This window comes from Pseudomonas sp. NFACC32-1 (assembly GCF_900101215.1).
Taxonomy (GTDB): Bacteria; Pseudomonadota; Gammaproteobacteria; order Pseudomonadales; family Pseudomonadaceae; genus Aquipseudomonas.
This window is the reverse complement of sequence record NZ_FMUL01000007.1, coordinates 161,528-186,077: the sequence shown is the minus strand read 5'-3', so window position 1 is coordinate 186,077 and position 24,550 is coordinate 161,528. Positions and strand designations below refer to the sequence as shown.

Sequence of the window (24,550 nt, the reverse complement as noted above, 5' to 3'; positions counted from 1 at the left end):
ACGACAAAGGGACAAGGTTATCATGCGTACACTAAATCGCCTGTTACTGGCTGGCTTGTTTGCAATGACACCGCTGGCCATCATGGCGGCGGACGAAGCACCTTCGGCGGACCCGGACGTGACCATTCGCACGGAAGGCGACAAGACGATCCAGGAGTATCGGCAAAACGGCTTTCTGTACGCGATCAAGGTCACGCCCAAGAACGGCAAGCCTTATTTCCTGGTGCGTGCCGATGGCAGTGATGCAAACTTCATCCGCTCGGATCAGCCGGATATGCTGATTCCGTCGTGGAAAATCTTCGAGTGGTGATGCCGCTCCCGACTTCAACAACCGGCGCCCACTGAAGGGCGCCCGTACTGGCAGTTTTTAACCATGTCTGTGTTCACGCCCCTGGCTCGGCCCGAGCTGGAAACCTTTCTTGCCCCTTATGGGCTCGGCCGCCTGCTTGATTTCCAGGGGATCGCCGCCGGCAGCGAAAACACCAATTTCTTCATCAGCCTGGAGCAGGGCGAATTCGTCCTGACCCTGGTCGAGCGCGGTCCGGTGCAGGAGATGCCGTTCTTCATCGAACTGCTGGACGTTTTGCACGAAGCCGACCTGCCCGTGCCCTACGCCTTGCGCACCAGCGACGGCATCGCCCTGCGCGAGCTGGCCGGCAAGCCGGCGCTGCTGCAGCCCCGCCTGGCAGGCAAGCACATCAAGCAGGCCAACGCACAGCACTGTGCCCAGGTCGGCGAGCTGCTGGCGCACCTGCACGTGGCCACGAAGGACAACATGATCAAGCGCAAGACCGATCGTGGCCTGGACTGGATGCAGGAAGAGGGCACGAAACTGCTGTCACATCTCGATGCGCAGCCGCGTCGGTTGCTTGAGGCAGCACTGGCGGAAATTTCAGCGCAGAAAACAGGCATCCTGGCATTGCCGAGGGCCAACATCCACGCGGACCTGTTCCGCGACAACGCAATGTTCGAAGGCACCCACCTGACTGGCCTGATCGACTTCTACAACGCCTGCTCCGGGCCGATGTTGTATGACGTTGCCATTGCCTTGAATGACTGGTGCTCGGATGACGACGGCGTGCTCGATGGCCCTCGGGCGCGTGCGCTACTGGGGGCCTACGCGGCTCTGCGGCCCTTCACCGCCGCCGAGGCGCAGCTATGGCCGACCATGCTGCGCGTGGCGTGCGTGCGGTTCTGGCTGTCGCGACTGATCGCCGCCGAATCGTTTGCCGGGCAGGATGTGTTGATTCACGACCCGATGGAATTCCAGCAGCGCCTGGCGCAGCGGCAGAAGGTCAGCACGTTGCTGCCCTTCGCCCTGTAACAGCAGACAAGCCGAACTGGTTTCTCTTGTGGCGAGGGGATTTATCCCCATTGGGGCGCGCAGCGGCCCCCAAGAAATATCTGCCGCCACGGTCCCTCAGATCGAAAGCATGGGCTGCTTCGCAGCCCAACGGGGATAAACCCCCTCGTCACAGGTTTGTGCATCGAAGACGTTATAGCGACTCCAGGCACCCCGCCAGATCATTCCCCAATTTCTCCAGCAGTTGCTCGTATCCCTGTGCCGTCGCCGGGGTATAACCGCCAAGTGCGTCCAGTTCTGCCAACTTCACCGGCAAGCCTGCCACCAGGGTTTCAGCCAGGCGCGGGCGCAAAGGCGGTTCGCTGAACACGCAGGTCTTGCCCACGGCCTGCAATCGCGTGCGCATCGCCGCCACATGCTGGGCCCCCGGCTGCACCTCGGCGGCCACGGCGAAGACTCCGGCGTGCTTGAGGCCGTAAGTGTCCTCGAAATAGTCGAACGCTTCGTGGAAGACGAAATATGGCTTGTCCGCGATACCGGCCAGACGCGACTTCAGGCGGGCGTCCAAGGCGTCGAGACGCTGGTTGAATCCCTTGAGATTGCTCTGGTAGCGGGCGGCATTGGCAGGATCGGCACTGCTCAGGTCCGCCGCCATCCTGGCGGCGATCACCCGCGCATTGGTCGGCGAAAGCCACAAGTGAGCATCGATCGTGCCGGGGCGATGGTCGTGGTCGTGCTCGTCGTCATGATCGCCTTCGGCGTGGGAATGGCTGTCTTCGCCGAAGTGCCGAAGCTTGAGGCCCGGCAGTTCCTGCACCGCCACGGAGGGCAGCGTGCGACCGTTCAGCACACGGGGCAGGAAACCTTCCATGTCCGGGCCGATCCAGTAGAGCAGGTCTACTGATTGCACTTTCCGTACGTCGGATGGGCGCAAGGCGTAGTGATGGGGCGATGCACCGGGCGGCAGCAGCACCTCCGGGACGGCCACGCCGTCCTGCACCGCGGCGGCAATCAGCAGCAGCGGCTTGATGCTGGCAAGGACTTTCACTTCGGCCTGGGCTGGACCGATCAGCAGAAAACTTGCGACAAAAGCGACAAAGATCGAAAAAAGTCGGGACACGATGACCACTCAATGAGGCGAGAACGGGTAACATAATAACGTCTCTCACTAAACTCGTCGCTGCCCATGCCTATTACACCCCTCGCCAGTCGCCCCCACGATCACTCTCATTGCGTGCACAGCGCGCTGTCCGAGGCCGACGCCATCTGCGCACGCCAAGGGTTGCGCCTGACCGCCTTGCGTCGGCGCGTGCTGGAACTGGTCTGGCAAAGCCACAAGCCGCTGGGTGCCTATGACATCCTGGCGGTACTCAGCGAGCAGGACGGCCGTCGCGCCGCGCCACCCACGGTTTACCGAGCCCTGGATTTCCTCTTGGAAAACGGCCTGGTGCATCGCATCTCCTCCTTGAATGCCTTTATCGGTTGCAACCATCCGGAGCACGCCCACCAAGGCCAGTTCCTGATCTGCCGCGAATGTCACACCGCCATCGAGCTGGAGCAGAAGTCCATCAGCGATGCCATCGTGGCCAGCGCCGAGGAAGTCGGCTTCCAGGTCGATGGCCAGACCGTCGAAGTGGTCGGCCTCTGCTCCGGTTGCCGGGAGGCCTGATGAGCAACGCGTTGATCCGCCTCGAGCAGGTGGCCGTGACGTTCGCCGGGCAGAGCGTGCTGGACAATATCCATCTGAGCGTCGAACCAGGACAGATCGTCACCCTGATCGGCCCCAACGGCGCCGGCAAGACCACCCTGGTGCGCGCCGTGCTGGGGTTGCTCAAGCCGGACAGCGGCAGTGTCTGGCGCAAGCCCAAGCTGCGGGTCGGCTATATGCCGCAGAAGCTGCATGTCGACCCGACCTTGCCGCTGTCGGTGTTGCGCTTCCTGCGCCTGGTGCCCGGCGTGGATCGCGGGCGGGCCTTGGCGGCACTCAATGAAGTGGGTGCCGAACAGGTCATCGACAGCCCGGTGCAGAGCATTTCCGGTGGTGAAATGCAGCGTGTGCTGTTGGCCCGGGCCCTGCTGCGCGAACCGGAGCTGCTGGTACTCGACGAGCCGGTGCAGGGCGTCGATGTGGCCGGCCAGGCCGAGCTGTACAGCCTGATCACTCGTCTGCGCAACCGTCATGGCTGCGGCGTACTGATGGTGTCCCATGACCTTCACCTGGTCATGAGCACCACCGATCAGGTGGTCTGCCTCAATCGTCACGTCTGCTGTTCCGGGCATCCGGAGCAAGTCAGCGGCGACCCGGCGTTCGTCGAATTGTTCGGCAAGAACGCCCCCAGCCTGGCGATCTACCACCACCATCACGATCACGCCCACGACCTGCACGGTTCGGTGGTCGTGGATCCTTCCGCTTCTACCCATGTGCATGGAGACGGCTGCAAGCATGGCTGATTTTCTGTTGTATGCCCTGCTCGCAGGCCTGGCCCTCGCGCTGGTGGCCGGTCCCCTGGGCTCGTTCGTGGTCTGGCGCCGCATGGCCTATTTTGGCGATACCCTGTCCCACGCGGCGTTGCTCGGCGTGGCCCTGGGGTTCCTGCTGGATATCAGCCCCACGGTGGCGGTGACCGTCGGCTGCCTGCTGCTGGCGGTGGTGCTGGTGACCTTGCAACAGCGCCAGCCACTGGCGTCCGATACGCTGCTGGGGATCCTCGCACCCAGTACCCTGTCCCTCGGACTGGTGGTGCTGAGCTTCATGCACGACGTGCGAGTCGACCTGATGGCCTACTTGTTCGGCGACCTGCTGGCGATCAGTCCGTTGGACCTGTCATGGATCCTGGGCGGCAGCGCCGCGGTCCTGTTGTTGCTGGTTGCACTTTGGCGTCCATTGCTGGCGGTCACTGTGCACGAGGAACTGGCGCGGGTCGAAGGCCTGCCCGTGGTGGGCCTGCGGCTGGCGTTGATGCTGCTGATCGCGGTGGTGATCGCCGTGGCGATGAAGATCGTCGGTGTGCTGCTGATCACCTCGCTACTGATCATCCCGGCAGCCGCGGCCCAACGTCACGCCCGCTCTCCGGAGCAAATGGCCCTGGGCGCCAGCCTGCTGGGCATGCTCGCGGTGTGTGGCGGGCTGGCGCTGTCGTGGTTCAAGGACACCCCGGCCGGCCCGTCGATCGTGGTCAGCGCCGCCGCGTTGTTTCTGCTGAGTTTTGTCCTGCCCCGCCGAGGGGTGTAGACTTGCTCGCTTTTTGCGCAAATAGAGAGTCGCAGGAATGAAGCCGTTCGCCTCCCGTTATCTGCTCCTTGTCGCATTTTCATTGTTGCTGGGCGCATGCAAGAGTTCGCCGCCGGTGACCCAGGCCCCCGATACACGGGGTCCGGCCATCGCGCAGCTGGAACAAAGCCTGGCCAGCAACGAACTGGCCACCGCTGAAGACCAACTGGCTGCCTTGCAGGCCGGCACCCCCGCGGATCCGGCGCTGGAACCCTATCAGCGGCAACTGGCCGAGGCCTACCTGCGCCGCAGCCAGATCGATCTGCAAAAAGGTGACGTAAACGCCGCCGCCACTGCCCTTAGCCGTGCCCGCGCGCTGATGCCCAAGGCGCCAGCCCTGACCGGTGAGGTCAACAGCGCGATCGCCGAGGCCCGCAAGGCCGAGCTGGAAAAAGCCGAGGCCGACCTCAAGGCCGCCGAAGCCAAACCGGTGGCCAAGGTGCTGGATCTCAGCGCCGCAAGCACGACGGTGACGCTTAACCTCGGGGATATGCAGCAGATGCGTCGGCAATTGGATGCCATTGCCGCCGATACTGTTAATTTCAATTGCGACGTCAGCATCCTGGCACCGCGCACCGACGATTACCCGTGGTTGGCGACATTGCTGACCAAGCGGGTCAGGAAACTCGATCCGGACTTCGATTTGAAGGTGCAGAAGCAGATCCTGCGCAGTGTGCCGGCGCAGGTGGTGCTGACTCCGCGTAACCCCTAGCAGCATCGCAAGCCAGCTCGCCTCCACAGAAAAATGGCATTACTGTGGGATCGAACCGGCTCGCGATAGCGTCCTCCAGGCTTGCGCTTAGGCCGGAATCGCCTTGGCCTTGGGCTCCCGCGCCCACACCCGATGCTGGGCAATCGCATCGAAGAACGCCTGGAACTTGCCGGCATCCACATCCGCGATCAACCCCGCATCCGCCTCCAGCTTCAACAACACCAGCAATTGCCGGGCTTCGCCGTTAAGGGCGATGGCCTTCAGGTGCTTGTAGGCTTCCAGTATGTAATGCAAGGCCACGCCGTCACTGCTCAGGGCCTTGATCGATTGCGCTCCGCCCGGGACGAACACCGCGTCGAAGGCGATCGATGGCATCCCCTCCATGGAAGCATCCACCGCCAGGGTTTTCCCATCGAGGGTGGTGACCGGCGCGCTGGTCGGTCCAAGAATCTTCGCATGGGCGCCGTTGGCCTCAAGCTCCTGTTTGAGCGCATCGATGATTGCCCCATCGACACCGTCGGCCACCAATACCGCAACCTTGCGAGTCTTGATGTCGCCGGAGAGCAGGTTCGCCTGGCTCAAGGCCGGGGATTTCTCCAGGGATGGGGTAGGTACATCGACGGTGCCGCAGGTCGGTGCTGGCAGACCGAGGTTTTTCGCCACCCGGGCGGCCAGTTCCAGATCGATATTGGCAAGGATCTCGTTGACCTGCCGCGCCCTGATGAACTCACGCTCCACCTTGCCCAGCTCGAAGCTGTAGGCCGCAATGATGTGCTCCTGCTCGTGGGCGCTCATGCTGCGATAGAACAGCCGTGCCTGGGAGAAGTGATCGCCGAACGAATCGCTGCGCTGGCGGATCTTGCAGGCATCGATGCGTTCCGGGTAGCTCTCGAAACCGCCGTCCTGCGGGCCGGAAGGGGTTTCCTTGGGCCACCCGCCATCGATGGAATTGGGCTCGTAGGACGTACGCCCCTTGTCGATGGTGGTGCGGTGCATGCCATCACGCTGGCCGTTGTGCACCGGCGTGATGGCGCGGTTGATGGGCAACTCATGAAAATTCGGTCCGCCGAGTCGGCTGATTTGCGTATCGGTGTAGGAAAAGAGTCGGCCTTGCAGCAGCGGATCGTTGCTGAAATCGATACCCGGCACGATGTGCCCCGGGCAAAACGCGACTTGCTCGACCTCGGCAAAGAAATTGTCCGGGTTGCGATTGAGCACCATCTTGCCCAGCGGCGTAACGGGTACCAGTTCTTCCGGGATGATCTTGGTTGGGTCGAGCAGGTCGAAGTCGAACTTGTGTTCGTCTTCCTCGGCGACAATCTGTACGCCAAGTTCCCATTCTGGGTAGTCCCCCATCTCGATCGACTCCCAGAGATCGCGACGGTGATAGTCCGTATCTTTCCCGGCCAGTTTCTGCGCTTCGTCCCAGACCAGCGAACAGGTGCCGGCCGTTGGGTGCCAGTGGAACTTGACGAAACTGCTCCTGCCCTCGGCGTTGATCATGCGGAAGGTATGCACGCCGAAACCCTGCATGGTGCGCAGGCTTTTGGGGATGGCCCGATCGGACATCGCCCAGATCACCATGTGGGCCGATTCGGGCACCAGGGAGACGAAGTCCCAGAAGGTATCGTGGGCCGAACCGCCGGTGGGGATCTCGTTGTGGGGCTCGGGCTTCACCGCGTGGACGAAGTCAGGAAACTTCACCGCATCCTGAATGAAGAACACCGGCATGTTATTGCCCACCAGGTCGAAATTGCCTTCTTCGGTGAAAAACTTCACCGCGAAGCCCCGTACGTCCCGCACCGTGTCGCCAGAGCCGCGTGGCCCTTGGACGGTGGAAAAACGCACGAATACCGGCGTTTTCTTGCTCGGGTCCTGTAGGAAACCCGCTTTGGTCAGCGCTGAATGCGCCTCATAGGCCTGAAAATAGCCATGAGCACCGGTACCGCGGGCGTGGACGATACGCTCGGGGATACGCTCATGGTCAAAGTGCGTGATTTTTTCACGCATGATGAAATCTTCCAGCAGCGAAGGCCCGCGGGCCCCGACGCGGAGGGTGTTCTGGTTGTCGGCGATCTTCACGCCCTGGTTGGTGCGCAGCGCCTGCTCGGTAGCGTCGGAACGAAACGGCTCCAGGCTTTCAAGCTTGTCGTTGGTGTTGCCGCGGTCCAGGGTGTCGGTCCCGGCCAGTTGGCTCTTGTTGACCGGTGGCTTGTTGGTACTCATCAGATAACTCCTCGTTTCGGTCCTTTCCAGACAGAGGCCTCCAGACGGGCTAGCGCCAGGCGGTGGCATCCAGGCATTGGGAGTGGCTTTTGCAATGGCTTATGTAGTGACTGATGAGGGTCCGAGCCGTTCCATCGCAACGCTCACGGATTTTCAAGGACGGCGCCAACCGCCCCATGATCGATACCGGGCATGGGGCGGCAGGGCGAGGGCGGAGGGATCAGATGCCATCCCGCAGGATTTCGATGCGCCACCTCTGACGGGCGTCCACGCCTTGGTACCTCTCGACCCATTCCGGGCTGATCTGCGGCGAATTGCCCAGGTGGTTAGGCATCACATCGTGCAAGGACGGCGCTCGCGGATAGCTGGCCCAGGGAATGTTCAACGGGTTGAACACGTTCTTGGGCGTGTCCTGAAAGTGCATGGAATCATCCGGAATGACTTTCAGGCGGCTGTTTTCGGAATACAGGCGCCAGTCACGGTTGTACAGCGAATGAAGACGGTCTGCCTGCCATTCCCATTGCTGGCGGTTATCCAGGGCACAGGTCTGGGTGACCAGGGCGCCGTCCGTTTCGCGCACACTCAGGCATCGCCGCGACGCCCTGTTGACGTAACGGTTCTCGGAATCCAGGCCCCATAGCTGACTGCCATTCGAGGCCGCGCATGATTGGAGGGAAACATGAGCATCGGCCCCTTCGGCCATGCACTTGCCAACGCCCTCGGCAGAACGAATCAGCACGGTCATCTCCCGAGTCAGGAACGGGCTGTTCAAGTCCAGCGTGTACTGTTCAGCGGCTTCGTAGAGATCGGTCACCTGGCGAGATCGCACCTGAGTCCTGTCCCACCACCATTCCCGACGGTTCAGGTCGTAACCGCCGCCGATACTGACGGTTGCCTGGCCTGTGTAGTTGCCAGGCAATTCCCACAATGTGTAGGACTCCAACGGCGCCGAGCGCATCATCGGCGTCATGCGCTCTTCGGACAGAATGGGCATGCCAGCGGTAAACCGATCCACCAGGATGCCCTTGAGCTTGGGATCGATTGGCGCGTTCCAGGTCAGCTTCGAACCATTCTGGGAAGTGATCAGAGAGTAATCCTTGAAGTCATAACTCAGCGACTTGGAATGCGAATAGTTGAGGCCGAAGTTGACATTGAACGGTGACTTGGCGGCATAGGTGATGTTTTCCGCTTTCGTCGCACCAAACTCGCTGCCCAATGTTCCGCCGATGGCCAGCCCGTTGGTTTTAGTTTCGCTGAACTTGAACTCGGTTCTTGAATCACTGGCGGGTGCCGAGTTGACCAATACCGGAACAATCTGTTGCGCGCTCAGCTGATGAGTAAACCGATAGGCATGGGGCAGGTAGGCGCCCCATAGATTCTCTCCGGTGCCACCGGGCCCGAATCCGCCAATGGTGATTCCGTTTTTCATGGAGCGAACAGTGGTCGGTGAAGTCTTTATGGAAACGAATTTCTTGTCCTGACTACGCTCCGCACTGCGAATGACATCGATATTCACCACGGACGTCATTTCCTGGCTCGGGCTCTGAAGGTTGATGTTGTAAGTCAACTTTGGCAGCCCGATGAACTCGCTTTCATCCTTCAACGACCTGCTCTGCACCTGCAACTGGGTAATCAACTGCCGCACGGCATCCAGGATGGCCTCGTCCTCATAGCCCTCCAGGCGGTAGACGTTGATCTGGGAACCGTTCGCCCGATGGAACAAGGCATAGTCGAACGCACCGGAAATCCCAAAGATACTGCCGACTTTTTCCATGGCTTCAGGGGTTTGCCTGCCCATTTTCAACAATATCGGCCTGCCCGAGCGAAAGATGTCCGTGGCTTTCTCGATCGCTGATTCGTCTTGCCCTGTCGCAGCAATGTCCAGATAAGCCATGGACGAAAAAGTGTCATTGGCCAGCAGTTCATTGAACGCTTCCCTGGACAGATTGGATATCGACATTTCCTTGAACTGAGAAGACTCAGGATGTTTGCCAGGAAGTTGGCCGAACGTCATCAACGTGTTAGAAAATACAGAACTTTCAGCCATTGCACTGGCCGTTAGGCTCAGCGCAAACAATCCTGCAAAAACAGCGTTATGCCTTTTCACATTTAATTCCCTTTAATAGTTATCCATCAGCAACCTGTTAGTTGCACTTTACTGCCGTTGTCAGCGACGGTCCGTAAACTACCAGATTGCATTTACCGTGCAATTGGAAGCGCGCCTCAAAAATGAAACCGGTTATGTGGTTATATTCAACAACACACTTTCATTATTTGGAAAAGCGCAGGGGGACGGGAGCCTGCCAAATATTCTTGGCCGTCAGTTCGGATCATTCGCTGGCTGGATGCGGCGCCAACGGTCCCTCACGACCTGGCCACCTTCCATCGCCTTATTGCCAAAAGACAGCGTCGCCGTGAAATTAATGCTAATGCCCTCTATACAGACAGGCTAAAATGCGCGGCCGGCTAACCGCTGATTCTTTTCCAACGCGCCCCACAAGGTTCGCTACGTGATCGAGTTTCAAAACGTCCATAAAACCTACCGCGTCGCCGGTAGGGACATCCCCGCGCTGCACCCGACCAGTCTGACGATAGAGAACGGTCAGGTCTTTGGTCTGATCGGCCACTCCGGTGCGGGAAAAAGTACCCTGCTACGTCTGATCAATCGCCTGGAAGACTCCAGCGGCGGCAAGATCATCGTCGATGGCGAGGAAGTCACCGCCCTGGACGCCAGCGGCCTGCGGCGGTTCCGCCAACAGGTCGGGATGATTTTCCAGCACTTCAACCTGCTGGCATCCAAGACCGTGGCCGACAATGTGGCTTTGCCGCTGACATTGGCCGGGGAATTGTCCCGCAGCGAAATCGACCAGCGTGTCGCCGAATTGCTGGCGCGGGTGGGCCTGTCCGACCACGCCAGGAAATACCCGGCGCAGTTGTCTGGAGGCCAGAAGCAGCGCGTCGGCATCGCCCGCGCCCTGGCCACCAAGCCCAAGATCCTGCTGTGTGACGAAGCGACCAGTGCGTTGGATCCGCAAACCACGGCATCGGTGCTGCAGTTGCTGGCGGAAATCAACCGCGAGCTGAAGCTGACCATCGTGCTGATCACCCATGAAATGGACGTGATCCGCCGGGTCTGCGACGAAGTCGCGGTGATGGACGCCGGTGTCATCGTCGAGCAGGGGCCGGTGGCCGAAGTTTTCCTGCACCCCAAGCATCCGACTACCAAGCGCTTCGTCCAGGAAGACGAGCAGATCGACGAGAGCGAGCAGCGCGACGACTTCGCCCATGTACCGGGGCGCATCGTGCGTCTGACGTTCCAGGGCGAAGCGACCTACGCGCCATTGCTAGGCACCGTCGCCCGCGAAACCGGCGTGGACTACAGCATTCTGGCCGGCCGCATCGACCGCATCAAAGACACCCCCTATGGACAATTGACCCTCGCCATCACCGGCGGTGACCTGGAGGCGGCATTTGCCCGCTTCACTGCGGCCGATGTCCACATGGAGGTGCTGCGCTGATGGAACTGTTGACTGCTTTTTTTGCAAATATCGACTGGCTGGAAATCTGGCTGGCGACCGGCGACACCCTGTTGATGCTGTTCGGCTCGTTGCTGTTCACCGTATTGCTCGGCCTGCCACTGGGCGTGCTGCTGTTCCTGTGCAGCCCCCGGCAACTGCTCGAGGCCCGCGGTGTGTATGCGCTGCTGTCGTTGATCGTGAACATCCTGCGCTCGCTGCCGTTCATCATCCTGCTGATCGTGATGATTCCGTTCACCGTATTGATCACCGGCACCTCCCTGGGCGTGGCCGGGGCGATCCCGCCACTGGTGGTAGGGGCAACGCCGTTCTTCGCACGGTTGGTGGAAACCGCCCTGCGCGAAGTCGATCGCGGCATCATCGAAGCGACCCAGGCCATGGGCGCGACGACCCGGCAGATCATCGTCAACGCCTTGCTGCCGGAAGCCCGTCCGGGCATTTTTGCGGCAATTACGGTGACAGCGATTACGCTGGTTTCCTACACGGCCATGGCCGGTGTGGTGGGAGCCGGTGGTCTGGGCGACCTGGCGATCCGTTTCGGTTACCAGCGTTTCCAGACCGATGTGATGGTGGTCACGGTGGTGTTGCTGCTGGTGCTGGTCCAGGTGCTGCAAACCGTGGGTGACAAGCTGGTTGTGCATTTCTCTAGAAAATAAGGCCTCGCGCCAATAAACCATGAGCCAGCCATTCGCTGGCAGGCGCCGAGAGCGGGCGCCTCACAAGGAGTTAGCTGAATGAAGAAACTACTGGTTGCCTTTGCTGCCGCTGCAGCTTTTTCCGCCCATGCCGCCGACACCCTGACCGTCGCGGCCACACCGGTCCCGCACGCGGAAATCCTCGAATTCGTCAAACCGGCATTGGCCAAGGAAGGCGTAGACCTCAAGGTCAAGGTCTTCACCGACTACATCCAGCCGAACGTGCAGGTTGCGGAAAAGCGCCTGGACGCCAACTTCTTCCAGCACCAGCCGTACCTGGATGAATTCAACAAAGCCAAGGGCACCCACCTGGTGAGCGTGGCCGGTGTGCACCTGGAGCCTCTGGGCGCGTACTCCAGCAAGTACAAGGCACTTACAGAACTGCCAGGCGGCGCCAACGTGGTGATCCCGAACGACGCCACCAACGGCGGCCGTGCGTTGTTGCTGCTGGCTAAGGCTGGGGTGATCAAGCTGAACGATCCTGCCAATATCCTGTCGACAACCAAAGACATCACCGAGAACACCAAGGATCTGAAGTTCCGTGAACTGGAAGCCGCGACCATTCCTCGTGTGCTGACCCAGGTGGACCTGGCCTTGATCAACACCAACTATGCACTGGAAGCCAAGCTCGATCCCTCCAAGGATGCCCTGGTGATCGAAGGCAATGATTCGCCGTATGTGAACATCCTGGTGGCCCGCGAGGAAGACAAGGACAGCGACGCGATGAAGAAGCTGGCGGCGGCCTTGCACACTCCGGAAGTGAAGGCTTTTATCTTGGAGAAGTACAAAGGGGCGGTTCTGCCGGCGTTTTGATTTGACCAGGTGGTGAAAAAACGGGACTGCATCGAAGTGCAGGCCCGTTTTTTTGCTCGCCATAAATGACCTGCCTCCTCGTCACAGGATCTGCTTCATAGTTCTACGAGCCCCATGCTAAATTCTTCGCCGCAACCTCTAATGAGTAGAGGGCATTCAGGGAGAGAAGTGTGTGATCAAGTCTTTGTTGGTTGGGGCATTGCTGGCAATGGCATCAGCATCGGCATCTGCGATGAGTTGCGATAACCCTAGAAACGCCTATGACAGAACATATTGCGCATCGCTGAAAATGGTTCAGTCGGATCAGGAAATCAATGATCAATACAAAAAGACCATGAGTGCCCTGAACCCGGATCAAAAGAAGACAGTGAAAGCGGCTCAAATCCAGTGGATCAAGATTCGTGACAACGCCTGTTCCAACGATGGCCTGCTCTACCTGGACTGTGCCAACGAGAAGACCGAGGCACGCATCGTCATACTCAAAGCGATCGAGCGCGAATGCCGTGCTGCCGGTTGCGACGATGCCAAGCTGTCGCAAGTCGAGTAACCCGTAAACAACGTCGGGCTTGCAGGCGTATCCCACGAAAACCCGACGTAAAGCGCCGGGTTTTTCTTTGGTGGGTTCATCCGTTACCCAATCCGATTCACCAGCAACGACCCCAACACACCCTTGCCCCTTCTTTCAGCCTGGCGCAGGTAAGTCATGATCGGTGCTGCGCAGCGCCACGCTCGACCATGGCACGCCATGCCTGGACGCTGGGGCGCTCCTGCATCCTGGCATGCCAGGCTCGAAGCGCCACGCACTCTTCAGGTACCGGAAGCTGCACCAGTGAGGCGAAGATCATGCCGCCCAGTACCGCAATGTCAGCCATCGAAAACTTCTCGCCCGCCACAAAGGGCTGGTCTTTGAGAAGTCTGTCGAAATAACGCATGCCTCTGATCGCCTTATCGCGCATCCGGGCGCCCCACTCGGCGTTCTGGTACAGCTCGACATCTGGGCCGAGTCCTGGCGTGGCATGGTGGAAGTACACACTGACGGCGTCGAGAAACTCGATCTCGGCACGTTTGGTCATCATATGGATGATGCCTTTTTCAACAGGCGTTTGCCCCGTCAGCGTCGGGTGTCCGTCCAGGCTATCCAGGTATTGGGTAATCGCCGTGCACTCAGCGATCCGAGTCCCGTCTCTAAGCTCAAGCACGGGGAGCGTGCCGGAGTAATTGATGGCCAGGAATTCAGGTTGCTTGTGCTCACCGGCCCAGAGATTGACCGATACGAATTCAACGTTCGACAGCAAACCCTTTTCCGCCAGCGCGATGCGCACCCGGGCAGGGTAGGGTCCGTTGAACCAATCGTAGATTTTCAGTGTGGAAGTCGTTGGAACAGCGTCGCTGCGTTCCTGTGGAGAGGTCATGAGCCGATACCTGCCTGTCAGTTGGTAGGTAAAGACTGAATCGTTTTTTTCTCACCGTCAACTCCCTACCTGACAATTGGCAGGTAGCCAGTCGTACGCGTAGAATCCCTGCCCCTGATCCATTTGGTCTCGAAGCGAGGGTGGCAACGTGAACGAAAATGCTCGAGAAGCCATTTTGGCAGCGGCCAGATCCGCAGCCCAACTGCATGGTTACAGCGGTATCAATTTCCGAAGCATTGCTGAAGAAGTGGGCATCAAGAATGCGAGCATCTACTACCACTTTCCGAGCAAGGCGGCCCTGGGCGCTGCGGTCGCCGAACGTTATTGGCAAGAAGCGCAGCGGGCGCTTGAAGCGATACGTGAGGCCAACCCTGACCCGAATCGGTGTCTGCAGCTTTATCCATCGATTTTTCGAAAGTCTCTCCAGGATGGCAACAGACTCTGTCTGTCCAGCTTCATGGCGGCCGAGTACGAAGACCTTCCCGAGGAAGTCATGCGTGAGGTCAAGGCGTTTGCGGACCTCAACGTGATGTGGCTCGCCCAGATGCTGGCGAATGCCAGCACAGGCAGCACCGAGAAATGTGAACGTCGGGCCCTCGCCATCTACACCGCAGTAGCGGGCGCCCAGTTGATTGCGCGAACCCGGATGGACATCAACCTGTTCGACGATCTGATAGAGAGCTATCAAGAGGCGGGATTGATTCCAGCCTGACTGTGTACGCCGCTTTTCTTCTCAAACCGGGCCGTTCTCCAAAGCTTCACGAAGGCCAAGCTTAATCTGGGTTGTGAGCGTTGCTGGCAGGGTGCCACAATCGTTCCTTTAGTTGCATCACGATCAGGTGGATCACATGCATGGCCAAGGATCTCGGAATGATCAGGATTTTTTCATAGCCGAGCAGGTGCGAACCGACCGACTGCAGCAACTGTTTCGCCAATCGATCACGGCGGTATTTGGTAGCTATCTCGCGGCCGTCATGTTGTGTTGGCTGTGCTGGGACCGCTTTGAACACAGCGTCGTCCTTGTGTGGCTAGCCTTACTGACGGGATCGACGCTTTTACGCATCGCGTTGTTCCTTGCCTATGTCCGCAGCGATGAAAGCAAGCGCACACCTCAACGCTGGGAGCGCAAGTACTGGATCACGTTGGTGTTGTCCGCCAGCATCTGGGGGGGAGGTGCCCTGGCGGTCATGCCGGCGGACGATCTTCTGTCCCAGGCACTGGTCATGCTTTTTACTGTGGGGATGTCCGTCAGCGCGGTGTCCTGCTACTCGGCCTACCGCGATATGACGCTCGTCTCCATTGGCCTGGTCCTGTTGCCCTGCACCGCCTGGCTGCTGTTGCAACCATCGCAGCTTCAAGTCGGCATGGCGCTCTGCATCCTGGTGTTCGCGGCGTTCGTAGCCCGCGCAACACACAAAATGTCCCAGGCACTGGAAACCGCCTTCAGGCTCACCCGTGAAATGGAGCAGGCTAACAGCATTTCAACCCGTGCCGCGCAAACCGATGAACTGACCGGCCTCAAAAGCCGGCGCGCTTTCTTCGAACATGCCCAGCAGCTCTATAACGAGTGCAGAACCAATCGGTTGGAACTGTGTGCCGTCATGTTGGACATGGATCATTTCAAGCACATCAACGACACCTACGGCCATCAAGTGGGCGACCAGGTTCTGCGGCAGATGGGCATGGTCATCAATTCATCCTTTCGCGCCACGGATATCCACGGCCGGTTAGGCGGAGAAGAATTTGCCATTCTGCTTCCCAACACCTCGATCGAGGTCGCAACCGAGATTGCCGAAGAGCTTATCCAGACCATCGGCGGATTGATGATCGAGCCCGTCAACTGCGTGACGGCCAGCCTTGGCGTGGCGTCCACGCAGGCGGGACACAAGGATCTGCATAGCCTGATGAATAACGCTGACCAGGCGCTGTATCGGGCCAAGGCGTTGGGGCGCAATCAAGTCGCGGTTGCCCGATAGCGCGGCTCCTGGTTGAACATATCCTCCTTGGTGGCCGTCTTTGCGACAAGCAGATATCCAGCTGGATTCGATGCGGTTTCCAGATTTGTCGACGCAGCTCGCTTCGCCCTGTAGCCATCGCCCGCCTTTGACTTTCCCTCTCTGCGAAAGCCTGTGTTGCTTGGCTGATCCCCTCACGCCTTGCGCGTCCCCGGCTGAGGCGGGGAGATATCTCGCAGGTTAGGAAATAAATTTCCTTCTCTATCAATCTCTTAGCAATAAAGCAGAAAATTTTTAAAAATTTATCTTGCGCGCAAAGTATTTGAGCGTTAACTTTATCTCAACTGGTTAGCGCACAAACATTTGGCGCATACCAAACTAAGACTCGATCAGCCCATTCAGCAAGAGGAAACATCATGAACGTTCTCTATACCGCAGTCGCAACCTCCACCGGTGGCCGTGATGGCCGTGCTGTTTCCAGCGACAAGATTCTCGACGTGAAACTGGCCACCCCAAAAGCCCTGGGCGGTACCGGTGGTGAAGCCACCAACCCTGAGCAACTGTTCGCAGCCGGCTACTCGGCTTGCTTCATCGGCGCACTGAAGTTTGTCGCCAGCCAGAGCAAACGCAGCATTCCTGCCGATGCCTCGATCACCGCACACGTCGGCATCGGCCAGATCCCTGGCGGTTTCGGTCTGGACATCGACCTGCACATCAACCTGCCAGGTCTGGATCAAGCCGATGCCCAAGCGCTGGTCGACGCGGCTCACCAGGTTTGCCCGTACTCCAACGCGACTCGCGGCAACGTCGACGTCCGCTTGCACGTCACCGTCTAACTCACTTCATCTACGAATAAAAAGGATCAGGACATGAACACTTTCCGCAAAACGCTCGTTGGCTCGCTTCTGGCACTGTCCCTCGGCAACGCGTTCGCAACTTCTTTTGTTCAACCTGCGTTCGCTGAGGGTGGTTCGGATCGACTGATCGAAAACCGTGTAGCCGAAGGCGGCTCGGACCGACTCATCGAAAACCGGGTAGCCGAAGGTGGCTCGGATCGACTGATCGAAAATCGTGTGGCCGAAGGCGGCTCGGACCGACTCATCGAAAACCGCGTGGCCGAAGGCGGCTCGGATCGACTCATCGAAAACCGCGTGGCCGAAGGCGGCTCGGATCGACTCATCGAAAACCGTGTGGCCGAAGGTGGCTCGGATCGACTGATGGAAAACAGAGTGGGCTGAAAAAACCCTTCACCACTTCAAAGCCGGTCGAATCACCCCATGTTGCTTCCAAAACAAAAGACGCCGCTTATCTCTCACGAGGAAGCGGCGTTTTTTTGCAACGTGTCATAGGCATCCTAAACGATGCTATCCACCACACCACCATCGACACGCAGCGCCGCTCCAGTGGTGGCCGAGGCCTGCTCCGAACTGGCATAGATAATCATGTTGGCAACCTCCTCGACGCGTGCCGCGCGCTGGATGATCGAGGTGCTGCGGTGCTGGTTGACGAAGTCTGCCGCGACCTTTTCCAGGCTTTCCCCAGTGCGCTCGACGTCTGCCTTGAGCATCTGGGCAACCCCTTCGGAAAGCGTCGGCCCGGGCAATACCGAGTTTACCGTCACGCCCGTACCAGCGAGGCGCTTGGCCAGGCCGCGAGCGATGGACAGTTGGGCGGTCTTGGTGAAGCCGTAGTGGATCATGTCGGCAGGAATGTTCACGCCCGATTCCGACGAGACAAACACGATCCGTCCCCAACCACGCTCGACCATGCCCTGCGCGTAGGCCCTGGAAACACGCACACCCGACATGACGTTGGTTTCGAAGAAGCGTTGCCATTCGCTGTCCGGCGTTTCGAAAAAATCTTCCTGTTTGAAGATGCCCAGGTTGTTGATGACGATATCGAAGCTGGGGTGCTTGGCTATCAGTGCCTGGCAGCCCGTCGAGTTGCTGAGATCGCCCACAAAGCCGGTCGCCCTTGAGGCAAGCGCGCCCAAGCGCTGCAGCGCGTCCGCCACGCTGCTCTCGCTTCGACCGTTGATGACCACGTGAGCACCGGCTTCGAGAAAGCCTTTGGCGGTAGCGAAACCGATACCGCTGGTGGATCCGGTGACCAGGACCTGACGTCCGGTGAAATCGATGTTCATGAGGGGACTCCTTGATTAATGAACCAGAGGAAGTGCGATATTTCTGACTGGACGGTAGTCCGACGGATTTGCAGATGGCTTTGCCATTCCAACGTCGCCGATATCGCAGGCCCTTAATCATGGACACGATTGAGGCTTTGCGCCTCCTCGTGGTCAATCAACCATCAGGAAGCCGGCCGCACCGCCAGTTCATAGTCGGTCCTGGGGGAGCAAGCGTCCTCGCCACGAGACTCGGTAGACCCGGCTTTCAGGCCTGCGCGCTGAATCGCTGCGCAGCACGCCGTTCAAGCATCGCGGCTTCCGTTTCTTGGGTCGCCAGTTCGCCTTTGTGCGCCAGTTGGTTGAAAAACAGCCCGTCCGAAAATTCCTGGGGCGGCACCGAGCCGGCGCGCTTGAGCAGCGGTGCCAGGTCGATGGTGCTGGCGAAGTTTTCCTTGGTCAGATTGTAGCGGCCCAGGTAGCTGCCAGACCAAGGCGAGTCGGCATCCACCATGTCGATGGAGGCGTCGCGCAAGGCGCTGGCTGCGGCTTTCAAATCAGTGGATTCATTGAGCAGATCGGTGAGGCGCTGGGTCTGCGAGGTGCTGAGCTGCCCGGCGGTGTTGAGCACTTTCAACTTGCCATCGGCCTCGACGGTGAAGCCGTATTTCTTGCTGGCCAGATCCGGGTCGGTTGCCGACAGCGTTGACTGGAATGCCTCGAAGGAGGTTTTCAAGGTGTTTTTCGCGCTCTCGGTGATCGCGACATAGCGAGGAAAATCTGGCGATTGGGATCGACCGACCCAGGTGGTAATGGCCACCAGTGGTTGCTCCACGGTCTGGGTTTCTTCACTGGGGTGGTAGATGGCTGCTGGGCCAGCGCTTGCCAGTTCCTTTACAGAGCCTGTTGGAGGATGAGTGACCAACTTCTGATCGGAGCGGGTGAGGTGGGTGTTGGGGGGTGCAATAGAGGCAGCGCTAAGAGAGAGTTCCATTTCATCGGTCCATGATTGGCGGATACATCGGGTTATCGACAGCCGCGGACCGAGCTTTAGGAAGTGAGAGGACATGGGGTGAGGTCAATTAGTCATGTGGCGGCTGTTAGGGCGCTATCGCGAGCAAGCTCGCTCCCACAGGAATTCATGATGGGCGCAATGTCTGTAAACAGCCCGGAAAAAACTGTGGAAGCGAGCTTGCTCGCGATAGCGTTGGGCCTGCTTGCATCGATGTTGAGTGTGCCGCCGTCGTCGCGAGCAAGGGCTCCCACATAGGGACTTGGGTGTTCACAGATCCTGCATTCACCACCAGATCCCCGCTTATATGAAGCAACAGATCTTCAATACCACCGCGCCTCACCCGGCGGGCGCTTCTTGAAGCGTTTCATGCTCCACATGTACTGGCTGGGATAGGCCCGTACGTAGCGTTCCACCACCTGGCTCATGGCCGCGCAGGCGGTTTCGGTGTCGGTGCTGTACATGGCTTCGGGCGCGGCTTCGAGGATAACCTTGTAGCCGGAGCCGTCCGGCAGGCGCAGGGCGTGGAGGAAGACGCCGACCGCCTTGCCGCCGGCGAGCATGTTCGGTACGAACTTGCTGGTCAGGGCCTGAGTGGCGAAGAAGGGCACGAAGATACCAGCGGATTCGGCCGGTTCCGGGTCGGCGGGGATGCCCACCTGGCCGCCCTTGCGCACTTCCTTGATGACACTGAGGATGCCTTCCTTGGTGGACGCCGCGACTTTGTTGCCCAACTGCACCCGCTGCTTCTGCAGCAGTTCATCCACCGCCTTGAGCTTGGGCGGCCGATAGAAAATGATCGGTTTGCACTGGCTGCAATAGAAGTGGTTGAGCACCTCCCAGTTGCCCAGGTGGCTGGTGATGCCCACCACGCCCTTGCCCGAGGCCAGCGCCTCCTTCAACACCTCCAGGCCCTCGACTTCGCGCACCAGTTCGATGGAACGCTGGGCCGGCCAGATCCAGGCGCAGGCACTTTCGGTCAAGGATTTGCCGATGTCCTTGAGGCTCTGGCCCACCAGGCGTTCGCGCTCGGCCGGGTCCATCTCGGGAAAGCACTTGGCGAGGTTGATCCGCACCACGTCGCGGGAGCGATTGGGAAATTTCCACATGAGCCAGCCAATGGCAGAGCCCACCGCCTGCACCGCCCGCCAAGGCAGCAGCGCAAACAACCGCAGAGCGCCGACCAGCAAGGCGCCTTTCAACTTATCCACAGGTCACTCCTGAATTCTTCGGTCGTGTTGCGAGCCGGCTATTCTAACCACCGTTTGCCAGCTCAGCGTAGCGGTCGCAATCCCTTGTGTGGTCCATCACCATGCCCGAGGCCTGCATGAAGGCGTAGCAAATGGTGGGGCCGACGAACGTGAAGCCGGCTTTTTTCAGACCCTTGCTCATTTCGATGGCCTGGGGGGTGATGGCCGGTACTTCGGTGCGGTCCCTGAAGTGGTTGATGACGGGTTTATCACCCACGAACGACCACAGGAACGCCACCGGGTCTTCCAGCGCCAACCAGGCCTGGGCATTGCGACGGGCGGCCTTGAGCTTGAGCCGGTTGCGGATGATGCCAGGGTCGAGCATCAGATCATCGATTTCGGCATCGCTCATCTGCGCCACCCGCTGCACATCGAAGCCATAGAGCACCTTGCGGTAATGTTCACGCTTGCGCAGCACGGTGATCCAGGACAACCCGGCCTGGAACCCTTCGAGCAAAAGCAACTCGAACAAACCCTGCGCATCGCGCAGCGGCGTCCCCCACTCCTGATCGTGATAAGCCATGTACAACGGATCGTCAGAACACCAAAAGCAGCGTGGCATAAGGCTCCAGGGGGCGTGCGCACGAACGAATCGGGTATACTCCCGCTCTTTAAATCGCAGCCCAAGAAACAGGTGAATTTCGTGAGCCAGCCTACGCCAGCCGTGCGTACCTTCCAAGACTTGATCCTCGCCCTCCAGCAATACTGGGCCGAGCAAGGTTGCGTGGTACTTCAGCCCTACGATATGGAAGTAGGCGCCGGCACTTTCCACACTGCCACGTTCCTGCGTGCCATCGGCCCGGAAACCTGGAACGCCGCCTACGTACAGCCCAGCCGCCGCCCGACTGACGGCCGCTACGGTGAGAACCCGAACCGCCTGCAGCATTACTACCAGTTCCAGGTGGTCCTGAAGCCCAACCCGGACAATTTCCAGGAGCTGTACCTGGGATCGCTCAAGCACGTGGGCCTCGACCCGTTGGTGCATGACATCCGTTTCGTCGAAGACAACTGGGAGTCGCCGACCCTGGGCGCCTGGGGCCTGGGCTGGGAAGTCTGGCTCAACGGCATGGAAGTGACCCAATTCACCTACTTCCAGCAGGCGGGCGGCATCGAGTGCTACCCGGTGACCGGCGAAATCACTTACGGCCTGGAACGCCTGGCCATGTACCTGCAAGGCGTGGATTCGGTCTACGACCTGGTGTGGGCCGACGGTCCGTTCGGCAAGGTGACCTACGGCGACGTGTTCCACCAGAACGAAGTGGAGCAGTCGACCTACAACTTCGAACACGCCAATGTCGAGAAGCTGTTCGAACTGTTCGATTTCTATGAAAGCGAGGCCAAGCGCCTGATCGAGCTGGACCAGCCGCTGCCGTTGCCGAGCTATGAAATGGTGTTGAAGGCCTCCCATACCTTCAACCTGCTGGACGCACGCCGGGCGATTTCGGTGACCGCGCGTCAGCAATACATCCTGCGTGTGCGCACCCTGGCGCGTTCCGTCGCGCAAGCCTACCTGATGGCCCGTGCCAAGCTGGGCTTCCCGATGGCGACCCCGGACCTGCGTGATGAAGTGTTGGCTAAGCTGGAGGCTGCACAATGAGTGCTCAAGATTTTCTGGTTGAACTGGGCACCGAAGAACTGCCACCCAAAGCCCTGAACACCCTGGCCGATGCGTTCCTGGCCGGTATCGACAAAGGCCTGCAAGCCGCCGGACTGAACTTCGAGACCAAGCACGTCTACGCCGCGCCGCGTCGTCTGGCCGTGCTGATCACCGGCCTGGCGACCCAGCAGCCGGATCGCAGCATCAACCTCGACGGCCCGCCACGCCAGGCCGCATTCGATGCAGACGGCAACCCGACCCAGGCTGCCCTGGGCTTCGCCAAGAAGTGCGGCGTGGACCTGAGCGAAATCGACCAGAGCGGTCCGAAGCTGCGCTACAGCCAGAGCATCAAGGGCAAGCCGACCGCCAGCCTGCTGCCGACCATCGTCGAAGACTCACTCAATGACTTGCCGATCCCCAAGCGCATGCGCTGGGCCGCGCGCAAGGAAGAGTTCGTGCGTCCGACCCAATGGCTGGTGATGCTGCTCGGTGACCAGGTCATCGACTGCACCATCCTGGCCCAGAAGGCCGGTCGCGATTCCCGCGGCCATCGTTTCCACCATCCACAGAGCGTGCGCATCACTTCGCCGGCCAACTACCTGGCCGACCTGCGTGCCGCCTATGTGCTGGCCGATGCCAACGAGCGTCGCGAGCTGATCAGCAAGCGCACCGAAGAGCTGGCGACCCGCCAGGAAGGCACCGCCATCGTGCCGCCGGACCTGCTGGACGAAGTGACTGCCCTGGTGGAATGGCCAGTGCCGCTGGTGTGCTCGTTCGAGGAACGTTTCCTGGAAGTGCCGCAGGAAGCGCTGATCACCACCATGCAGGACAACCAGAAGTACTTCTGCCTGCTGGACGCCGAAGGCAAGTTGCTGCCGCGCTTCATCACGGTCGCCAACATCGAGAGCAAGGACCCGCAGCAGATCGTCGCAGGTAACGAAAAAGTCGTTCGCCCGCGCCTGACCGATGCCGAGTTCTTCTTCAAGCAAGACAAGAAGCAGCCGCTGGAAAGTTTCAACGAGCGCCTGCAGAACGTGGTGTTCCAGGAAAAACTCGGCAGCGTCTACGACAAGGCCGAGCGGGTTTCGAAGCTGGCCGCGTTCATCGCTCCGCGTATCGGCGGCGATGCCCAGCGCGCAGCCCGCGCCGGCATCCTGTCCAAGTGCGACCTGTCCACCGAGATGGTCGGTGAGTTCCCGGAGATGCAAGGCGTCGCCGGCTACTACTACGCCCTCAACGACGGCGAGCCACAAGACGTTGCCCTGGCCCTGAACGAGCAATACATGCCTCGCGGTGCCGGTGCTGAACTGCCGACTACCCTGACCGGCGCGGCCGTGGCCATCGCCGACAAGCTCGACACCCTGGTCGGCATCTTCGGCATCGGCATGCTGCCCACCGGCAGCAAGGACCCGTATGCCCTGCGTCGTGCGGCACTGGGGGTGTTGCGTATCCTGATCGAGAAGCAACTGGACCTGAACCTGAACGACGCCGTGGCCTTCGCCGTCAACGCGTTCGGCAGCAAGGTCAAGTCTGCCGGCCTGGCCGATGCGGTGCTGGAATTCATCTTCGACCGCCTGCGTGCGCGTTATGAGGACGAAGGCGTCGATGTGGCGACCTACCTGTCGGTGCGAGCCCTCAAGCCAGGTTCCGCACTGGACTTCGACCAGCGCGTACAAGCCGTACAGGCCTTCCGCAAACTGCCGGAAGCCGCTGCGCTGGCCGCTGTGAACAAGCGCGTGTCGAACCTGCTGTCCAAGGCCGAGCCGACGGTCAATGCGCCTGAAGCCCGCTACTTCGATAACGCCGTGGAATTTTCGCTCAACTCGGCGATTCAACAGGCCTATGCGTCGGTGCAACCGCTGATGGAAAAACGCGAATACGCCGAAGCGCTGGCGCGCCTGGCGGCATTGCGCGAGCCTGTCGATGCGTTCTTTGACGCCGTGATGGTGAATGCGGACAACGAAGACGTGCGCAGGAACCGCTATGCATTGCTGGCCCGCCTGCGCGGGCTGTTCCTCAACATCGCCGATATTTCCGTGCTGGGTTGAGGAGCCGCTGTTGAAACTGCTGATTCTCGATCGGGATGGGGTGATCAATCACGACTCCGACGCTTACATCAAATCGGTGGAGGAGTGGTTGCCGATCCCCGGCTCGATCGAAGCCATCGCGCAGTTGAGCAAGGCCGGCTGGACGGTGGCGGTCGCCACCAACCAGTCGGGCATTGCCCGCGGTTATTATGACCTCGCGGTACTGCATGCCATGCATGAGCGCTTGCGCGACCTGGTGGCCGGGCAGGGCGGCGAAGTCGGCCTGATCGTCTACTGCCCCCACGGGCCGGATGACGGTTGCGATTGCCGCAAGCCCAAGCCAGGCATGCTCAAGGCCATAGCGGCGCATTACGACGTGCCGCTTGCGGGCGTGTGGTTCGTTGGCGACAGCCTCGGTGACCTGGAGGCGGCCAAGGCCGTCGATTGTCAGCCAGTTTTGGTAAAGACCGGGAAAGGCGAAAAGACTCTGGGCAAGACCCTACCGGTGGGCACTTTGATTTTTGACGATTTGGCGGCGATTGCCGCTGAACTTATCCACAACTAGGGCTCCCAAGACATCCTGATCAAGGATTGTTCGGGAAGCGCTTGAACAGGCGGG

General features: G+C 59.9%; 25 protein-coding genes. 17 read left to right on the top strand and 8 right to left on the bottom strand.

Annotated features, from left to right (window positions below; all coding sequences use genetic code 11):
* Window positions 1–22: 22 nt before the first annotated feature.
* Window positions 23–310: a DUF2782 domain-containing protein gene (locus BLP99_RS13615; protein ID WP_072398293.1), complete on the top strand. Its 288-nt coding sequence runs from the start codon at window positions 23–25 to the stop codon at window positions 308–310.
* Between the two features lie 63 nt (window positions 311–373).
* Window positions 374–1,324, top strand: a complete 951-nt coding sequence (locus BLP99_RS13610; RefSeq protein ID WP_072398294.1) for a homoserine kinase — start codon at window positions 374–376, stop codon at window positions 1,322–1,324.
* 172 nt (window positions 1,325–1,496) lie between these two features.
* Here the strand turns inward: BLP99_RS13610 and BLP99_RS13605 are convergent, their stop codons facing one another.
* Window positions 1,497–2,423 (bottom strand): zinc ABC transporter substrate-binding protein ZnuA, encoded by a 927-nt coding sequence (locus BLP99_RS13605; RefSeq protein WP_092180520.1) that lies wholly within the window; start codon window positions 2,421–2,423, stop codon window positions 1,497–1,499.
* Between the two features lie 66 nt (window positions 2,424–2,489).
* Here BLP99_RS13605 and zur point away from each other — a divergent pair, with 66 nt between their 5' ends.
* Genes zur through BLP99_RS13585 form a run of 4 tightly spaced genes read left to right on the top strand, consistent with a single transcriptional unit; the run spans window position 2,490 to window position 5,286 of the window.
* Window positions 2,490–2,972, top strand: a complete 483-nt coding sequence (zur, locus tag BLP99_RS13600) for a zinc uptake transcriptional repressor Zur (protein WP_072398296.1) — start codon at window positions 2,490–2,492, stop codon at window positions 2,970–2,972.
* Window positions 2,972–3,754: a zinc ABC transporter ATP-binding protein ZnuC gene (gene znuC / locus BLP99_RS13595; protein ID WP_072398297.1), complete on the top strand. Its 783-nt coding sequence runs from the start codon at window positions 2,972–2,974 to the stop codon at window positions 3,752–3,754. Before zur ends, znuC begins: the two co-directional genes overlap by 1 nt.
* Window positions 3,747–4,535 carry a zinc ABC transporter permease subunit ZnuB gene (gene znuB / locus BLP99_RS13590; RefSeq protein ID WP_072398298.1) on the top strand — a complete coding sequence of 263 codons (789 nt, stop codon included), beginning with the start codon at window positions 3,747–3,749 and terminating at the stop codon, window positions 4,533–4,535. The genes znuC and znuB overlap by 8 nt, the downstream gene beginning before the upstream one ends.
* 37 nt (window positions 4,536–4,572) lie before the next feature.
* A complete protein-coding gene (locus BLP99_RS13585) occupies window positions 4,573–5,286 on the top strand; it encodes a PA5502 family lipoprotein (RefSeq protein ID WP_092180518.1) in 714 nt (237 codons plus the stop codon).
* 87 nt (window positions 5,287–5,373) lie between these two features.
* Here BLP99_RS13585 and katE read toward each other — a convergent pair whose 3' ends face one another.
* Both katE and BLP99_RS13575 read right to left on the bottom strand, forming a co-directional pair.
* Window positions 5,374–7,512, bottom strand: a complete 2,139-nt coding sequence (katE, locus tag BLP99_RS13580; RefSeq protein ID WP_072431306.1) for a catalase HPII — start codon at window positions 7,510–7,512, stop codon at window positions 5,374–5,376.
* 220 nt (window positions 7,513–7,732) lie between these two features.
* Window positions 7,733–9,619: an RICIN domain-containing protein gene (locus tag BLP99_RS13575; protein WP_143007950.1), complete on the bottom strand. Its 1,887-nt coding sequence runs from the start codon at window positions 9,617–9,619 to the stop codon at window positions 7,733–7,735.
* 403 nt (window positions 9,620–10,022) lie between these two features.
* Between BLP99_RS13575 and BLP99_RS13570 the strand changes: the two genes are divergently transcribed.
* The 4 genes from BLP99_RS13570 (at window position 10,023) to BLP99_RS13555 (ending at window position 13,103) form a co-directional block, all read left to right on the top strand.
* Complete coding sequence (locus BLP99_RS13570; protein WP_072398302.1) at window positions 10,023–11,030, top strand: methionine ABC transporter ATP-binding protein; 1,008 nt, start codon at window positions 10,023–10,025, stop codon at window positions 11,028–11,030.
* Window positions 11,030–11,704, top strand: a complete 675-nt coding sequence (locus tag BLP99_RS13565) for a methionine ABC transporter permease (protein ID WP_072398303.1) — start codon at window positions 11,030–11,032, stop codon at window positions 11,702–11,704. The genes BLP99_RS13570 and BLP99_RS13565 overlap by 1 nt, the downstream gene beginning before the upstream one ends.
* 78 nt (window positions 11,705–11,782) lie before the next feature.
* Complete coding sequence (locus tag BLP99_RS13560; protein ID WP_072398304.1) at window positions 11,783–12,556, top strand: MetQ/NlpA family ABC transporter substrate-binding protein; 774 nt, start codon at window positions 11,783–11,785, stop codon at window positions 12,554–12,556.
* Between the two features lie 172 nt (window positions 12,557–12,728).
* Window positions 12,729–13,103: a lysozyme inhibitor LprI family protein gene (locus BLP99_RS13555; protein WP_083526393.1), complete on the top strand. Its 375-nt coding sequence runs from the start codon at window positions 12,729–12,731 to the stop codon at window positions 13,101–13,103.
* A 154-nt stretch (window positions 13,104–13,257) separates the two neighbouring features.
* On the opposite strand, the gene BLP99_RS13550 is transcribed toward BLP99_RS13555, so the two are convergent.
* Window positions 13,258–13,968: a glutathione S-transferase gene (locus BLP99_RS13550; protein WP_092180514.1), complete on the bottom strand. Its 711-nt coding sequence runs from the start codon at window positions 13,966–13,968 to the stop codon at window positions 13,258–13,260.
* Between the two features lie 148 nt (window positions 13,969–14,116).
* On the opposite strand from BLP99_RS13550, the gene BLP99_RS13545 reads away from it, so the two are divergent.
* The 4 genes from BLP99_RS13545 (at window position 14,117) to BLP99_RS13530 (ending at window position 17,161) form a co-directional block, all read left to right on the top strand.
* Window positions 14,117–14,680, top strand: coding sequence for a TetR/AcrR family transcriptional regulator (locus BLP99_RS13545; protein ID WP_072431310.1), 564 nt, complete (start codon window positions 14,117–14,119; stop codon window positions 14,678–14,680).
* A gap of 136 nt (window positions 14,681–14,816) precedes the next feature.
* On the top strand, window positions 14,817–15,944 hold the full coding sequence (locus BLP99_RS13540; protein ID WP_072459532.1) for a GGDEF domain-containing protein: 1,128 nt from the start codon (window positions 14,817–14,819) through the stop codon (window positions 15,942–15,944).
* A 395-nt stretch (window positions 15,945–16,339) separates the two neighbouring features.
* Window positions 16,340–16,759, top strand: a complete 420-nt coding sequence (locus tag BLP99_RS13535; protein ID WP_072398308.1) for an organic hydroperoxide resistance protein — start codon at window positions 16,340–16,342, stop codon at window positions 16,757–16,759.
* A gap of 33 nt (window positions 16,760–16,792) precedes the next feature.
* The gene (locus BLP99_RS13530; RefSeq protein ID WP_076405866.1) at window positions 16,793–17,161 is read left to right on the top strand and encodes a hypothetical protein; all 369 of its coding nucleotides are present in this window, start codon (window positions 16,793–16,795) and stop codon (window positions 17,159–17,161) included.
* 116 nt (window positions 17,162–17,277) lie between these two features.
* Here the strand turns inward: BLP99_RS13530 and BLP99_RS13525 are convergent, their stop codons facing one another.
* The 4 genes from BLP99_RS13525 to tag all read right to left on the bottom strand — a co-directional run bounded on the left by BLP99_RS13525 (window position 17,278) and on the right by tag (window position 20,869).
* The gene (locus tag BLP99_RS13525) at window positions 17,278–18,066 is read right to left on the bottom strand and encodes an SDR family NAD(P)-dependent oxidoreductase (protein WP_072397578.1); all 789 of its coding nucleotides are present in this window, start codon (window positions 18,064–18,066) and stop codon (window positions 17,278–17,280) included.
* Between the two features lie 247 nt (window positions 18,067–18,313).
* Window positions 18,314–19,039, bottom strand: a complete 726-nt coding sequence (locus tag BLP99_RS13520; protein WP_072459076.1) for a hypothetical protein — start codon at window positions 19,037–19,039, stop codon at window positions 18,314–18,316.
* Between the two features lie 341 nt (window positions 19,040–19,380).
* On the bottom strand, window positions 19,381–20,268 hold the full coding sequence (locus tag BLP99_RS13515) for a lysophospholipid acyltransferase (RefSeq protein ID WP_072397575.1): 888 nt from the start codon (window positions 20,266–20,268) through the stop codon (window positions 19,381–19,383).
* 43 nt (window positions 20,269–20,311) lie between these two features.
* Window positions 20,312–20,869 (bottom strand): DNA-3-methyladenine glycosylase I, encoded by a 558-nt coding sequence (tag, locus tag BLP99_RS13510; protein ID WP_072397573.1) that lies wholly within the window; start codon window positions 20,867–20,869, stop codon window positions 20,312–20,314.
* 81 nt (window positions 20,870–20,950) lie between these two features.
* Here tag and glyQ point away from each other — a divergent pair, with 81 nt between their 5' ends.
* Genes glyQ through gmhB form a run of 3 tightly spaced genes read left to right on the top strand, consistent with a single transcriptional unit; the run spans window position 20,951 to window position 24,496 of the window.
* On the top strand, window positions 20,951–21,904 hold the full coding sequence (gene glyQ, locus BLP99_RS13505; protein ID WP_053253611.1) for a glycine--tRNA ligase subunit alpha: 954 nt from the start codon (window positions 20,951–20,953) through the stop codon (window positions 21,902–21,904).
* Entirely contained in the window at window positions 21,901–23,952 is a 2,052-nt protein-coding gene (gene glyS, locus BLP99_RS13500; RefSeq protein WP_072397562.1) for a glycine--tRNA ligase subunit beta, read from the top strand. Before glyQ ends, glyS begins: the two co-directional genes overlap by 4 nt.
* Window positions 23,953–23,962: 10 nt before the next feature.
* Entirely contained in the window at window positions 23,963–24,496 is a 534-nt protein-coding gene (gmhB, locus tag BLP99_RS13495; protein ID WP_072397560.1) for a D-glycero-beta-D-manno-heptose 1,7-bisphosphate 7-phosphatase, read from the top strand.
* Window positions 24,497–24,550: the final 54 nt, after the last annotated feature.

Coding starts and splice junctions, on each gene's coding strand:
- BLP99_RS13615 (WP_072398293.1), top strand. CDS start 23: ATGCGTACACTAAATCGCCTGTTACTGGCTGGCTTGTTTGCAATGACA.
- BLP99_RS13610 (WP_072398294.1), top strand. CDS start 374: ATGTCTGTGTTCACGCCCCTGGCTCGGCCCGAGCTGGAAACCTTTCTT.
- zur (WP_072398296.1), top strand. CDS start 2,490: ATGCCTATTACACCCCTCGCCAGTCGCCCCCACGATCACTCTCATTGC.
- znuC (WP_072398297.1), top strand. CDS start 2,972: ATGAGCAACGCGTTGATCCGCCTCGAGCAGGTGGCCGTGACGTTCGCC.
- znuB (WP_072398298.1), top strand. CDS start 3,747: ATGGCTGATTTTCTGTTGTATGCCCTGCTCGCAGGCCTGGCCCTCGCG.
- BLP99_RS13585 (WP_092180518.1), top strand. CDS start 4,573: ATGAAGCCGTTCGCCTCCCGTTATCTGCTCCTTGTCGCATTTTCATTG.
- katE (WP_072431306.1), bottom strand. CDS start 7,512: ATGAGTACCAACAAGCCACCGGTCAACAAGAGCCAACTGGCCGGGACC.
- BLP99_RS13565 (WP_072398303.1), top strand. CDS start 11,030: ATGGAACTGTTGACTGCTTTTTTTGCAAATATCGACTGGCTGGAAATC.
- BLP99_RS13560 (WP_072398304.1), top strand. CDS start 11,783: ATGAAGAAACTACTGGTTGCCTTTGCTGCCGCTGCAGCTTTTTCCGCC.
- BLP99_RS13550 (WP_092180514.1), bottom strand. CDS start 13,968: ATGACCTCTCCACAGGAACGCAGCGACGCTGTTCCAACGACTTCCACA.
- BLP99_RS13540 (WP_072459532.1), top strand. CDS start 14,817: ATGCATGGCCAAGGATCTCGGAATGATCAGGATTTTTTCATAGCCGAG.
- BLP99_RS13535 (WP_072398308.1), top strand. CDS start 16,340: ATGAACGTTCTCTATACCGCAGTCGCAACCTCCACCGGTGGCCGTGAT.
- BLP99_RS13530 (WP_076405866.1), top strand. CDS start 16,793: ATGAACACTTTCCGCAAAACGCTCGTTGGCTCGCTTCTGGCACTGTCC.
- BLP99_RS13525 (WP_072397578.1), bottom strand. CDS start 18,066: ATGAACATCGATTTCACCGGACGTCAGGTCCTGGTCACCGGATCCACC.
- BLP99_RS13520 (WP_072459076.1), bottom strand. CDS start 19,039: ATGGAACTCTCTCTTAGCGCTGCCTCTATTGCACCCCCCAACACCCAC.
- tag (WP_072397573.1), bottom strand. CDS start 20,869: ATGCCACGCTGCTTTTGGTGTTCTGACGATCCGTTGTACATGGCTTAT.
- glyS (WP_072397562.1), top strand. CDS start 21,901: ATGAGTGCTCAAGATTTTCTGGTTGAACTGGGCACCGAAGAACTGCCA.